Source organism: Pseudomonas sp. H1_F01 (assembly GCF_054681425.1).
The window spans coordinates 5,604,141-5,616,773 of the sequence record NZ_CP162823.1 but is presented as its reverse complement, the minus strand read 5'-3'; the positions used below and the strand labels follow the sequence as shown (position 1 = coordinate 5,616,773).

Annotated in this window: 12 protein-coding genes; 6 read left to right on the top strand and 6 right to left on the bottom strand. The window is 61.3% G+C overall.

Going from position 1 to position 12,633, the window contains the following annotated elements:
- Positions 1-48 precede the first annotated feature (48 nt).
- The 6 genes from AB4O09_RS25455 to AB4O09_RS25430 all read right to left on the bottom strand — a co-directional run bounded on the left by AB4O09_RS25455 (position 49) and on the right by AB4O09_RS25430 (position 7,614).
- On the bottom strand, positions 49-684 hold the full coding sequence (locus AB4O09_RS25455) for a lysoplasmalogenase (RefSeq protein WP_003198074.1): 636 nt from the start codon (positions 682-684) through the stop codon (positions 49-51).
- A 2-nt stretch (positions 685-686) separates the two neighbouring features.
- On the bottom strand, positions 687-1,079 hold the full coding sequence (locus AB4O09_RS25450; protein WP_003198077.1) for a protease inhibitor I42 family protein: 393 nt from the start codon (positions 1,077-1,079) through the stop codon (positions 687-689).
- A gap of 216 nt (positions 1,080-1,295) precedes the next feature.
- Positions 1,296-3,710 carry an endopeptidase La gene (lon, locus tag AB4O09_RS25445; RefSeq protein WP_003198079.1) on the bottom strand — a complete coding sequence of 805 codons (2,415 nt, stop codon included), beginning with the start codon at positions 3,708-3,710 and terminating at the stop codon, positions 1,296-1,298.
- A 208-nt stretch (positions 3,711-3,918) separates the two neighbouring features.
- Positions 3,919-5,232 carry an MFS transporter gene (locus AB4O09_RS25440; RefSeq protein WP_003198081.1) on the bottom strand — a complete coding sequence of 438 codons (1,314 nt, stop codon included), beginning with the start codon at positions 5,230-5,232 and terminating at the stop codon, positions 3,919-3,921.
- 315 nt (positions 5,233-5,547) lie between these two features.
- A complete protein-coding gene (locus tag AB4O09_RS25435; protein WP_003198082.1) occupies positions 5,548-6,789 on the bottom strand; it encodes an HlyC/CorC family transporter in 1,242 nt (413 codons plus the stop codon).
- Positions 6,790-6,801: 12 nt separating this feature from the next.
- Positions 6,802-7,614 carry a cytochrome C assembly family protein gene (locus tag AB4O09_RS25430; protein WP_003198083.1) on the bottom strand — a complete coding sequence of 271 codons (813 nt, stop codon included), beginning with the start codon at positions 7,612-7,614 and terminating at the stop codon, positions 6,802-6,804.
- Between the two features lie 206 nt (positions 7,615-7,820).
- Here AB4O09_RS25430 and ffh point away from each other — a divergent pair, with 206 nt between their 5' ends.
- The 6 genes from ffh to xerD all read left to right on the top strand — a co-directional run bounded on the left by ffh (position 7,821) and on the right by xerD (position 12,422).
- Positions 7,821-9,197 (top strand): signal recognition particle protein, encoded by a 1,377-nt coding sequence (gene ffh, locus AB4O09_RS25425; protein ID WP_003198085.1) that lies wholly within the window; start codon positions 7,821-7,823, stop codon positions 9,195-9,197.
- A gap of 251 nt (positions 9,198-9,448) precedes the next feature.
- Positions 9,449-9,700, top strand: coding sequence for a 30S ribosomal protein S16 (gene rpsP / locus AB4O09_RS25420; RefSeq protein WP_003198088.1), 252 nt, complete (start codon positions 9,449-9,451; stop codon positions 9,698-9,700).
- 5 nt (positions 9,701-9,705) lie between these two features.
- Positions 9,706-10,242 (top strand): ribosome maturation factor RimM, encoded by a 537-nt coding sequence (gene rimM, locus AB4O09_RS25415; RefSeq protein ID WP_003198090.1) that lies wholly within the window; start codon positions 9,706-9,708, stop codon positions 10,240-10,242.
- Positions 10,224-10,997, top strand: coding sequence for a tRNA (guanosine(37)-N1)-methyltransferase TrmD (trmD, locus tag AB4O09_RS25410; protein WP_460107590.1), 774 nt, complete (start codon positions 10,224-10,226; stop codon positions 10,995-10,997). Before rimM ends, trmD begins: the two co-directional genes overlap by 19 nt.
- 45 nt (positions 10,998-11,042) lie before the next feature.
- Positions 11,043-11,393, top strand: a complete 351-nt coding sequence (rplS, locus tag AB4O09_RS25405) for a 50S ribosomal protein L19 (RefSeq protein WP_003175895.1) — start codon at positions 11,043-11,045, stop codon at positions 11,391-11,393.
- 132 nt (positions 11,394-11,525) lie between these two features.
- Entirely contained in the window at positions 11,526-12,422 is an 897-nt protein-coding gene (xerD, locus tag AB4O09_RS25400; protein ID WP_003198093.1) for a site-specific tyrosine recombinase XerD, read from the top strand.
- The last annotated feature ends 211 nt before the right edge of the window (positions 12,423-12,633 follow it).

The following is a 12,633-nucleotide window of genomic DNA, read 5'->3' as shown; positions in this document are numbered from 1 at the left end:
TGGGGCAAGCCTTGCTCCCACAGACCTTGCTCCCACATTTATCTTTGCTCAGTGCCGCTTTTGGATAAACGCCGACGCCGTAATCCCCCATTGGCCCAGCCAATAACTGACGATGATCAGGTAAGGCGCGGCATGGAAGGGCTGCACGAACCGGTTGATGCCGATCAGGCTGTCGGAGAACACAAACGCCAGTGCCCCGGCGGCGGCCAGCCAGGCCGAGCGTTTCGGCACGCCGCTGCCCAGCCGCGCCAACGCTCGCCAAAGCATGGCGCTGATGGCCAGGCCGTAGACAATCACCGGCACCAGCAACGGCCCGAGGCCGTTCGAGACCAGAATCCCCAATAGCACCGCGCCGATGCCCAAGGCCAGGGCCAATGGCAGCAGTGCCGGGCGGCGGCAGTCGCTGAGGTAGGCTTTCAGGTAGGCCAGGTGCGCCAGCAGAAACGCGCCGAGGCCGAACACGAACAGATCCCCCGGCCAGGCCAGCAACACATCACCCACCAGCGAAAAAATCAGCCCGAGGCTGATCCAGCGCCGATAGTCACTGGGCGGCGCATCGTGCAGCCAGCCGAGCAGGGCCAGGACCGGCATGGGCTTGACCAGCAGGCACAAGAGTGTGGCGTGCACGCTCAGGCCGTACAGGTAGGTGGCTGCGCCCATCAGTGCAAGGATCAGCCAGCCCACGGTCAATTCACCGAAATGGCGCAGTCAAAGGTTTCCACGGGCGGCACTTCCGGGGCCCAGGGCTGTTGATAAGTCAGGCGCAAGCGCCCGGTGCCGGTACTGAACGCTTGGAAGCGCCAGGTCGAGACACCCGCGGCGCCAACAATGCCGGCGTCTTCAGGATTGCGATAAACCTCCGGACCCAAGCCTTTGAGCACGCCACCGGCCGAATCCTGGATCGCCCAGCGATAACCGGTGGTGGGGTTGCTGGGCAAGCTCAGGATCAGGTTCTGCCCGTTATTGAGCCTTACCGGGCACTGGCTCAGTTTTTCCACGGTCACGTTGTTGCCGGTTTGCGTGGCGCAGGCGCTCAGCAGGGCGAGGCTGAGGGGGACGAGCAGGCGGGTGAGGGACATAAGGGTGGTGGCTCCGGCATTTACGACGAACGGCGAGCATAACCGAAGATGATACTGGGTGTGTCAGCTGGGCATATGTTGTTGCTGATGCCGCCTTCGCGGGCAAGCCTTGCTCCCACAATGGATCTTTGTTGCAGACAAAATCTGTGAGCGACATTTAACCCGGTGGGAGCAAGGCTTGCCCGCGATGGGGCCCGCACAAGCGCTAGAGGAACATCAGAACAACACCTTGGCCACATCCGCAAACCGCTTGGCAAAGTGCACCGTGACGCCTTCCTTGAGGTAGTCCGGCAGTTCTTCGAAGTTGCCCCGGTTGGCTTCCGGCAGGATCAGCTCGTTGATTTTCTGCCGCCGCGCCGCGATGACCTTCTCGCGCACCCCGCCAATCGGCAGGACGTGCCCGGTGAGGGTCAGTTCGCCGGTCATGGCCACGCCTTTTTTCGGCGGCTGGTTGCGGGCCAGGGACAGCAATGCGCTGGCCATGGTCACGCCGGCGCTCGGTCCGTCCTTGGGCGTGGCGCCTTCCGGTACGTGCAGGTGAACGAAGGCCTCGTCAAAGAACTTCGGATCGCCGCCAAATTGCTTCAGGTGCGAACTGACATAGCTGTGGGCGATTTCCGCCGATTCCTTCATCACGTCCCCCAGTTGCCCGGTCAGCTTGAAGCCGCGATTGAGGGTGTGGATGCGCGTCGCCTCGATCGGCAAGGTCGCGCCGCCCATGCTGGTCCAGGCCAGGCCGGTGATCACGCCGATGCCGGACAACACCTGCTCGTTGCGAAATACCGGTTTGCCCAGGGAGGCTTCGAGGTCCTTCGGCCCGAGCTTGATCACGGCCTTGGGGTCGTCGATCAGCTTCATCACCGCCTTGCGCACCAGTTTGCCCAGCTGTTTCTCCAGCTGTCGCACCCCGGCTTCACGGGCATAGCCGTCGATCAGGGCCTTGAGGGCGCTGTCGTTGATACTCAGGCTGCCCTTGGACACGCCAGCCTTGGCCAGTTGCTTGGGCCACAAGTGACGCTTGGCGATGGCGACTTTTTCTTCGGTGATGTAGCCCGACAGGCGGATCACTTCCATCCGGTCCAGCAGCGGGCCGGGGATCGAGTCCAGGGTGTTGGCGGTGCAGACAAAGAGCACTTTCGACAGGTCCAGGCGCAGGTCCAGGTAGTGGTCGAGGAATTCGACGTTCTGCTCCGGGTCGAGGGTCTCCAGCAGGGCCGAGGCCGGGTCGCCCTGGTAGCTCTGGCCCATCTTGTCGATCTCGTCGAGCATGATCACCGGGTTCATCACTTCGACATCTTTCAGCGCCTGCACCAGCTTGCCCGGCTGGGCGCCGATGTAGGTGCGCCGATGGCCCTTGATCTCGGCTTCGTCGCGCATGCCGCCGAGGCTGAAGCGGTAGAACGGCCGCCCCAGGGATTCGGCGATGGATTTGCCGACGCTGGTCTTGCCCACGCCCGGCGGGCCGACCAGCAGTACGATGGAGCCGCTGATCTCGCCTTTGTAGGCGCCGACGGCGAGGAACTCCAGGATGCGGTCCTTGATGTCGTCCAGGCCGGCGTGGTGCTGGTCGAGCACCTTGCGCGCGTGCTTGAGGTCAAGCTTGTCCTGGCCATACACGCCCCACGGCACCGAGGTTGCCCAATCCAGGTAATTGCGGGTGACGGCATATTCCGGCGAACCGGTTTCCAGGATCGAGAGTTTGTTCATTTCCTCTTCGATGCGCTTCTGTGCCTGGGCCGGCAGCACCTTGCCTTCGAGCCGCTGCTCGAACTGTTCGATATCGGCGCTGCGGTCGTCCTTGGTCAGCCCCAGCTCCTGCTGGATGACCTTGAGCTGCTCCTTGAGGAAGAACTCGCGCTGATGTTCGCCGATCTTGTTGTTGACCTCGGCGGAAATCTCTTTCTGCAGCCGCGCCACTTCGACTTCCTTGCGCAGCATCGGCAGGACTTTTTCCATGCGCTTGAGCATGGGCACGCAGTCGAGCACTTCCTGCAGCTCATTGCCGGTAGCGGAGGTGAGCGCAGCGGCAAAGTCGGTCAGTGGCGAAGGGTCGTTGGGGCTGAAGCGGTTGAGGTAGTTCTTCAGCTCTTCGCTGTACAGCGGGTTGAGCGGCAGCAGTTCCTTGATCGCGTTGATCAGCGCCATGCCGTAGGCCTTGACCTCGTCGGTCGGCTCACTCGGCTGGTGTGGATATTCGACTTCCACCAGGTACGGTGGGCGATGGTGCTTGAGCCAGGTGCGGATACGCACGCGGGTCAGGCCCTGGGCGACGAATTGCAGTTTGCCGCCTTCCCGGCTGGCGTGGTGCACCTTCACCAGCGTGCCATACAGCGGCAGTTTCGAGGTGTCGAAATGACGCGGGTCTTCCTGGGGCGAGTCCATGAAGAACAGCGCCAGGGAGTGATGGTCGGACTTGGCCACCAGCTCCAGGGTCTCGGCCCACGGTTCTTCGTTGACGATGACCGGCAACACCTGGGCTGGGAAGAACGGACGATTGTGGATCGGGATGATGTAGACCTTGTCCGGCAAGTTCTGTCCAGGCAGGGCCAGGCCGGTGCCGGAGGAGGTGTGTTCGATGTGTTCGGAGTCAGCGTATTCGTTGGTGGCTTCGGTAGAGTGCTGGTCGCTCATGGGGCACCTGCGCAATGGAGTATGGGTCTTAGATGGGGCAGGTGGGGGGTGGTTTCAATGGCGGGTGATTGTTAGCGGTTATTTCATTGACCGGTTTTGCCCCGTAGGAACTGCCGAGCGAAGCCAGGCTGCGATCTTTCCCCTGACGCTTGAATCTCAAGCGAAAGCTCAAAAGATCGCAGCCAGCAGCCGCGCCTGCGGGTTCGCGTCAGGCAACCCGGTTCAAGTCGTTATGACGCGTTTCCTTCAAGCACAGCACGGCGATCACGCTGAGCAGCGCGGCCGCTGAAACGTAGCCCCCGACATAACTCAAACCACCCATTGCCACCAGTTTCTGGGCGAAGAACGGCGCGGCCGAGGCGCCGACGATGCCGCCCAGGTTGTAGGCCGCCGAGGCGCCGGTGTAGCGCACGTGGGTGGGAAACAGTTCCGGCAGCAAGGCGCCCATGGGGGCGAAGGTCACGCCCATCAGGAACAGCTCGATGCACAGGAACAGCGCCACGCCGCCGGTCGAGCCGTGGGTCAGCAAAGGTTCCATGAGGAAACCCGAGGCAATCGCCAACACGCCGCCGACGATCAGCACCGGTTTGCGCCCGTAGCGGTCGCTGGCCCAGGCCGACAGGGGCGTAGCGGCGGCCATGAACAGCACGGCAAAGCACAGCAGGCCCAGGAAGGTCTCGCGGCTGTAGCCGAGGGTGGACACGCCGTAGCTCAGGGAAAACACCGTCGAGATATAGAACAGCGCGTAACACACCACCATCGCCGCCGCGCCCAGCAAGGTTGGCGCCCAGTACTGGCTGAACAGCTCGACCAACGGCACTTTCACCCGCTCCTGGCGGGCCATGGCATTGGCGAACACCGGGGTTTCATGGAGCTTGAGTCGAACATAGAGGCCGACGATCACCAGTACTGCACTGAGCAGGAACGGAATCCGCCAACCCCAGGCGCGAAATTGCTCATCGTCCAGGCTCATGGCCAGGGTCAGGAACAGCCCGTTGGCCGCCAGGAAGCCGATGGAGGGCCCCAGTTGGGGGAACATGCCGAACCAGGCGCGCTTGCCCTTGGGCGCGTTCTCGGTGGCGAGCAGCGCCGCGCCGCCCCATTCACCGCCCAACCCCAGGCCCTGGCCGAAACGCAGCACGCACAGCAGGATCGGCGCCCAGGCGCCAATGCTGGCGTAGCCGGGCAGCACGCCGATGAGGGTGGTGCACACGCCCATCAGCAGCAGGGACGCCACCAGCGTCGACTTGCGCCCGATCCGGTCGCCGAAATGGCCGAACAGCGCAGAGCCCAGCGGGCGGGCAAGGAAGGCGATGCCGAACGTCAGGAAGGACGACAGCATCTGTGCCGTGCCTGAGGTTTGCGGGAAGAACACCGGCCCGATCACCAGGGCCGCAGCCGTGGCGTAGACGTAGAAATCGTAGAACTCGATGGCGGTGCCGATGAAACTCGCGGTGGCCACGCGTGTGGTCGAGTTTGTCGGCTGGGCAGACACAGCCTCGTTGCAGGTAGCGGTCGTCATGCGGTTATCCCTGACAGTCATGTGCTCCATTGGAGCGAATTATTATGGTCGAACACCCAGGGATATGGGCGGGTATCCTTTCGCTGTTTCGGGTAGGAACAGTCGCAGGACTGATGCGGATTTTGCCGATGAACCGGCTGGGTGCGGGTAAGCACGAGGTTCGGGCGGGGCTGGGTAAGCGGATTGAGTATAGGAAGGAGGCTAACGATTCAACAAGTGAGCTGGCCCACAATATTGAAGCGTGCGCTGGGCTTTTTGTGGCGAGGGGATAAATCCCCTCGGCACAACTGTGTTTTACCTTGAGCCTGGGGGGATTCAGGAAGCCGTGGGCACCGAACTGTTATGCCACGCCAGCACCTGGCTGACACGGTTGTCCACGGTCTCGATGATTTCCAGTCGATAACGACCGATCTTCAGGCACACCGGGCTTTCGGGGATGGTTTCCAGGGCTTCGGTCACCAGCCCGTTGAGGGTCTTGGGGCCGTCGCAAGGCAGATGCCAGCCAAGGGTCCTGTTCAATTCGCGGATCGACGCCGCGCCATCGATCATCAGGCGACCATCGGGCTGGGGGTGCACGTGGGGGTTGTCGAGGCTGTGCTCGCTTTCGAATTCGCCGACGATTTCTTCGAGGATGTCTTCCAGGGTGACGATACCCAGCACTTCGCCGTATTCGTCCACCACCATGCCCAGGCGCCGCTGCTGCTTGTGGAAATTCAGCAATTGCAGTTGCAGTGGCGTGCTTTCAGGGACGAAGTAGGGCTCGTGGGAGGCGGCCAGTAGCGCTTCCTGGGTCAGGCTCGCATCCGCCAGCAAATGACGGATCTGGCGCGTGTTGAGCACCGCTTCGACCTGGTTGATGTCGCTGTGGAACACCGGCAGGCGGGTGCGACGGTTCAGGCGCAGCTGTTCGATGATCTCGCCGATGGGGTCGTCGAGGTTGATTCCGTCGACCTCGCTGCGGGGCACGAGGATATCGTTGACGGTGATGTTGTCCAGGGCGTGGATGCCGGAAATCGGATGCAGTCGGCTGCTGCCGTGCTCAGGTTCGTGCTCGCTGCGCGGTGGCGCGGGCATTTCGTCGTCGCTCTGTTGCACCATGCTGGCTTTGCGCGCAAAGGGGCGCAGCAACAATTGGCTGGCACCATTCAACAGCCAGGCAAACGGATAGAGGATCTTCAACGGTATGCCAAGCAAGGCGTTGCCCAGCGCCAGCACCGCTTCGGGCTGGCGGGTGGCCAAGGTGCGCGGCAGGTAGTCGGCAAATACCAGCAGGGCGGCGCTGGTGCCGAGCCAGGCTACCCAAGGGCCGTTTTCCAGCCAGGTAAAAATCGCCAGCAAGGTGCCGATGACCACGGCCAGGGTGCGACAGAGGGTATTGCACAGGATCAGGCTGGCCAGCGGGAATGTCAGCGTTGCCAGCGGTTTGTCACTGGCGCGCGAGGCCGTGCGCTGGGCCAGCAGGTGCTGCTGGGCGGCTTCGATGGCGGTGAACAGGGCCGACCAGAGGATCAGCACCACGAGCACGGCAAACAGCGGCGCCACGGGCAACGTATCCATCAGGGCCGTCCGTCACACATGCAGGATGTATTCGCGAACCAGCTTGCTGCCGAAGTACGCGAGCATCAGCAGGCAGAAACCAGCCAGGGTCCAGCGAATCGCCTTGTGGCCGCGCCAGCCGAGGCGGTTGCGGCCCCACAGCAGCACGCTGAAGACTATCCAGGCCAGGCAGGCCAGCAGGGTCTTGTGTACCAGGTGCTGGGCGAACAGGTTCTCGACGAACAGCCAGCCGGAGATCAGCGACAGCGACAGCAGGCTCCAGCCGGCCCAGAGGAAGCCGAACAGCAGGCTTTCCATGGTTTGCAATGGCGGGAAATTGCGGATCAGTCCGGACGGGTGCTTGTTTTTGAGCTGGTGGTCCTGCACCAGCAGCAGCAAGGCCTGGAACACCGCGATGGTGAACAGGCCATAGGCAAGGATCGACAGCAGGATATGGGCAAGGATGCCCGGCTCTTCGTCGATGATCTGCACCGTGCCCGACGGCGCGAACTGCGCCAGCAGCACCGTGGCCAGCCCCAGCGGGAACAGTAGCACCAGCAGGTTTTCCACCGGGATGCGCGAGCAGGCCAGCAGCGTCAGGGCGATCACGGCGACGGCGATCAGGCTGGCGGCGTTGAAAAAGTCCAGGCCCAGGCCGATCGGCGTCATCAGGTGGGTATAAAGGCTGGCCGCGTGGCCGAGCACCGCCAGCACGCCAAGCGTGACCAGCAGGCGTTTGTTCGCCTTGGCGCCGGTGGCCAGGCGGGTGCCTTGATAGAGGGTCGCAGCGGCATAAAGGCAGGCGGCGGCGAGCGTGGCAAGCAAGCTGGGTGACAAGGGGAGCATAAATCCTGTTAGGCAAGCCCGAAAGGCGCTGAGTTTGGCATAGAACCCCCTCCGCACGAAAGACCACAGCAACTGACAGTAAGGTGTACGTAGCCCGCTTCTTCGCTATAATCCGCGACCTGCCCACGCCGCAGGCTCGCCGAGCACATTTTTCACGGTCTGGGCCGCCATTATCCCGGTCTCATCTGGGCCTGAAAGGATCGCGCATGTTTGAAAACCTAACCGACCGTCTCTCGCAGACGCTGCGCCATGTCACCGGCAAGGCGAAACTGACCGAGGACAACATCAAAGACACCCTGCGCGAAGTGCGCATGGCGTTGCTCGAAGCCGACGTCGCCCTGCCGGTGGTCAAGGACTTCGTCAATTCGGTCAAGGAACGCGCCGTCGGCACCGAAGTGTCGCGCAGCCTGACACCGGGCCAGGCGTTCGTGAAGATCGTCCAGGCCGAACTCGAAAGCCTGATGGGCGCCGCCAACGAAGACCTGAACCTGAGCGCCGTACCGCCAGCGGTGGTGCTGATGGCTGGTCTGCAGGGCGCGGGCAAGACCACGACAGCCGGCAAGCTGGCGCGCTTCCTTAAAGAGCGCAAGAAGAAGTCGGTGATGGTGGTGTCGGCGGACATCTACCGTCCGGCGGCGATCAAGCAACTGGAAACCCTGGCCAACGACATCGGCGTGACGTTCTTCCCGTCCGACCTGAGCCAGAAGCCGGTGGACATCGCCCAGGCGGCTATTAAAGAAGCAAAACTGAAATTCATCGACGTGGTCATCGTCGATACCGCCGGTCGCCTGCACATCGATGAAGAAATGATGGGCGAGATCAAGGCGCTGCATGCCGCGATCAACCCGGTGGAAACCCTGTTCGTGGTCGATGCCATGACCGGCCAGGACGCGGCCAACACCGCCAAGGCGTTCGGTGATGCACTGCCGTTGACCGGCGTGATCCTGACCAAGGTCGACGGTGACGCCCGTGGCGGTGCCGCGCTGTCGGTACGCGCCATCACCGGCAAGCCGATCAAGTTCATCGGTATGGGCGAGAAGAGCGAAGCGCTCGAGCCGTTCCACCCCGAGCGTATCGCTTCGCGCATCCTCGGCATGGGCGACGTGCTCAGCCTGATCGAGCAGGCCGAACAGACCCTCGACAAGGACAAGGCCGACAAACTGGCCAAGAAGCTGAAGAAGGGCAAGGGCTTCGACCTCGAAGACTTCCGCGACCAGCTGCAACAAATGAAGAACATGGGCGGCCTTGGCGGCCTCATGGACAAACTGCCGAACATCGGTGGCGTGAACCTGGCGCAGATGGGCAATGCCCAGGGTGCGGCTGAAAAGCAGTTCAAGCAGATGGAAGCCATCATCAACTCCATGACCCCGGCCGAGCGCCGCGACCCTGAGCTGATCAGCGGTTCGCGCAAACGCCGTATCGCCATGGGTTCCGGCACCCAGGTGCAGGACATCGGTCGCTTGATCAAGCAGCACAAGCAGATGCAGAAGATGATGAAGAAATTCTCCGCCAAGGGCGGAATGGCCAAGATGATGCGCGGCATGGGCGGTATGTTGCCCGGCGGCGGCATGCCGAAAATGTAAAGAATCTGCGCCGGCTGTCATGTCGGCGTTGCCCCGCACGGATGCGGGGATCTCCAGCAAACCCGCGCTACGCGGGAGCTGACTTGCCGTTTTTCATGACGGCTCTATGGCAAATCTTGATCGCATGGCGCCAGGCGCCGGAAAAAGACATTTGCAAAAGTCCGGATATTCCTTAGAATATGCGGCCTTTCGGGCACCTATGCCCGCTGTGCATTTAGATTTGCAGCACCGACTACAGGAACGATGTTCACATGCTAACAATCCGTCTTGCCCTTGGCGGCTCCAAAAAGCGCCCGTTTTACCACCTGACCGTAACCGACAGCCGCAACCCGCGTGACGGTTCCCACAAGGAACAGGTTGGTTTCTTCAACCCTGTTGCCCGTGGTCAGGAAGTACGTCTGTCCGTGAACCAAGAGCGCGTAGCCTACTGGCTGAGCGTTGGTGCACAACCTTCTGAGCGCGTTGCTCAGTTGTTGAAGGAATCGGCTAAGGCTGCGGCCTGAGCAATATGAACGCGACGCCAAAAGATGCTGATGATTTGATCGTTGTCGGCAAGATCTACTCTGTACATGGCGTTCGCGGCGAAGTGAAGGTGTATTCCTTTACTGATCCGATCAAGAACCTGTTGGACTACAAAACCTGGACGCTCAAGCGCGAAGGTAGCGTGAAACAGGTAGAGCTGGTCAGCGGACGCGGGAACGACAAGTTCCTGGTCGCGAAGCTCAAGGATCTCGATGATCGTGAAGAAGCGCGTCTTCTGGCCGGTTATGAGATCTGCGTGCCGCGCAACCTGTTCCCTGAACTGACCGACGGCGAGTACTACTGGTACCAGCTGGTGGGTCTGAAGGTCATCGACCACCTCGGGCAATTGCTCGGGAAAATCGATCACCTGCTCGAGACCGGTTCGAACGATGTCATGGTGGTCAAGCCTTGCGTCGGCAGCCTGGATGATCGCGAACGCCTGTTGCCCTATACCGAGCAATGCGTGTTGGCCGTCGACCTTGCCGCAGGCGAGATGAAGGTGGAATGGGATGCGGATTTCTAAACGTGGCTAACTTGCGCGTTGAAGTCATCACATTGTTTCCCGAGATGTTTTCCGCCATCAGCGAGTACGGCATAACCAGCCGCGCGGTGAAACAGGAGCTGTTGCAGCTCACCTGTTGGAATCCGCGGGACTACACCACGGATCGACATCACACTGTGGACGATCGCCCGTTTGGCGGTGGTCCGGGCATGGTGATGAAGATCAAGCCCCTGGAAGATGCGCTGGTTCAGGCCAGGACGGCAGCCGGGGAGGGTGCGAAGGTGATCTACCTGTCGCCCCAAGGCCGCCGACTGACTCAGTCGGCGGTACGCGAGCTGGCGAATTCGGATGCATTGATCCTGATTGCCGGCCGTTATGAAGGCATTGACGAGCGTTTCATTGAAGCTCATGTCGATGAAGAGTGGTCGATTGGCGACTATGTACTGTCTGGCGGCGAGCTGCCGGCGATGGTCCTGATCGATGCGGTTACACGACTGCTGCCTGGAGCTTTAGGGCATGCAGATTCCGCTGAGGAAGATTCCTTTACGGATGGTCTGCTGGATTGCCCGCACTACACCCGACCGGAGGTGTATGCGGATCAGCGTGTTCCCGACGTGTTGCTAAGTGGCAACCACGCGCACATCCGGCGTTGGCGTTTACAGCAGTCCCTTGGTCGGACCTATGAACGACGCGCCGATCTTCTGGAAAGCCGCTCGCTTTCTGGAGAAGAGAAGAAGCTGCTCGAGGAATACATCCGCGAGCGGGACGATAGTTAACAACGTATCGATGGTGAGTCCGACGACTTGCCTTAGGAGCACAGCATGACTAACAAAATCATCCTTGCACTCGAAGCAGAGCAGATGACCAAAGAAATCCCTACCTTTGCCCCAGGCGACACCATTGTCGTTCAGGTGAAAGTGAAGGAAGGCGACCGTTCCCGTCTGCAAGCGTTCGAAGGCGTCGTTATCGCCAAGCGTAACCGTGGCGTGAACAGTGCATTCACCGTTCGTAAAATCTCCAACGGTGTTGGCGTAGAGCGTACTTTCCAGACCTACAGCCCGCAAATCGACAGCATGGCTGTCAAGCGTCGCGGTGACGTACGTAAAGCCAAGCTGTACTACCTGCGTGACCTGTCGGGTAAAGCAGCTCGCATCAAGGAAAAACTGGCTTAAGTCCAGCTTCCGATGCAAAAAAAGCAGCCTGCGGGCTGCTTTTTTGTTGCCTGCGATTTGCTCTTTGAGCACCCTGCATAGCTTCATTTGCCATTTTGATGCTGTGTGTGCCCGCATCCTTCAAGAGTTTTTATGCCAGCCATCGATCATCCGCTGATAGACCAGTTTCTCGACGCCCTGTGGCTGGAGAAGGGCCTGTCCGATAACACCCGCGATGCCTATCGCAGTGACCTGGCGCTGTTCAACGGTTGGCTGCAGGAAAACCACCTGGAACTGATCAATGCCGGCCGGGAGCTGATCCTCGATCACTTGGCGTGGCGCCTGGAGCAGAACTACAAACCGCGCTCGACGGCTCGGTTTCTCTCCGGCCTGCGTGGGTTCTATCGCTATTTGCTGCGGGAAAAGCTGATCGCGGTGGACCCGACCTTGCGCGTGGAAATGCCGCAATTGGGGCGTCCATTGCCCAAGTCCCTCTCGGAAGCCGATGTGGAAGCGCTGCTGGCGGCACCCGACCTCAGCGAAGCCATCGGTCAGCGCGACCGGGCCATGCTGGAAGTCTTGTACGCTTGCGGCCTGCGGGTCACCGAGTTGATCAGCTTGACGCTGGAGCAGGTCAACCTGCGCCAGGGCGTGCTGCGTGTGATGGGCAAAGGCAGCAAGGAGCGCCTGGTGCCGATGGGTGAGGAAGCGATCGTCTGGGTCGAGCGCTACATGCGCGATGCCCGCCACGAACTGCTGGGCGGGCGCCCCAGCGACGTGCTGTTCCCCAGCCTGCGCGGCGAGCAGATGACCCGCCAGACCTTTTGGCACCGGATCAAGCACCAGGCCAAGGTGGCCGGGATCAACAAATCCCTCTCGCCCCACACCCTGCGCCATGCCTTCGCCACGCACCTGCTCAACCACGGCGCCGACCTGCGGGTGGTACAGATGCTGCTCGGCCACAGCGACCTCTCCACCACCCAGATCTACACCCACGTCGCCCGGGCACGGCTGCAGGACCTGCATGCCAAACACCACCCTCGCGGTTGAATGAAATCCCCTGTCGGAGCGAGCTTGTGGGAACAAGGCTTGCCCGCGATGAACGATAACGCGGTGTAGTTGTTACACCGCGGCGCGGCCATCGCGGGCAAGCCTTGCTCCCACAGGACAGCTCCCACAGAAAAGCCTGCATCAATCTTCAAAGCGTCTTGCATCAGCGGCATTCGGTCACGCGGGCCTTATGTGGTAGGCTTTCCCGGTT